Source organism: Mesorhizobium sp. M1A.F.Ca.IN.020.06.1.1 (genome assembly GCF_004023265.1).
In the GTDB taxonomy this organism is placed as follows: Bacteria; Pseudomonadota; Alphaproteobacteria; order Rhizobiales; family Rhizobiaceae; genus Mesorhizobium.
Genome location: NZ_RZSR01001625.1, coordinates 1 through 661, shown reverse-complemented (window position 1 = coordinate 661; position 661 = coordinate 1). Strand labels below are relative to the sequence as shown.

The following is a 661-nucleotide window of genomic DNA, read 5'->3' as shown; positions in this document are numbered from 1 at the left end:
CGATCAGACCGCCACCGCCAGCCGGGCATACCAGCGCATTGGCCGTGGCATTTCGATGTGCCAACTGATTAGCAATTTCGAGGCCGATCGTGCCTTGTCCTGACATCAGCACATAGTCGTCATATGGAGGAACAAGCACTGCTCCGGTCTCGTCCGCCACATCGCGTGCGATCTTGGCTCTGTCAACCGTGACCCGGTCATAGGTGATAACCTTCGCGCCGTATTCAGCGGTGTTGCGCAGCTTCACCGCAGGAGCATCATTGGGCATCACAATGGTTGACGCGATACCAAGCTCCGAAGCGGCCGCAGCGACGCCTTGGGCATGGTTACCGGATGAAAACGCCACGACGCCGGCTGCTCGCTCCGCCTCGGTCAAGGAAGCAATTTTCACGTACGCGCCTCGGATCTTGAACGAACCAGTACGCTGAAGGCACTCCGCTTTAACGAGGAGGCGAAAACCCATCCGTTTATTGAGCAGCTCAGACTCCAACAAGGGTGTGACAAGCGTCACCCCCTCAAGCCTGCGAGCGGCCTTGGCTATCATGTCGAAGTTAAGCATTCTCTTACTCTTTGAACTAAGGTCGTCGTGCGAATGGGGAATTGGCTAATCCGAGCCAGGCTGAGCCGGAGCAGATGTTTCGTGGCCGATACTCTCTGAAGC

Annotated in this window: 1 protein-coding gene; it reads right to left on the bottom strand. The window is 56.9% G+C overall.

Annotation, left to right across the window (positions count from 1 at the left end; genetic code table 11):
• Positions 1-559, bottom strand: a 559-nt coding sequence (locus tag EOA60_RS35975; RefSeq protein WP_128312778.1) for a pyridoxal-phosphate dependent enzyme, incomplete at its 3' end; no start/stop codon positions are given.
• Positions 560-661: the final 102 nt, after the last annotated feature.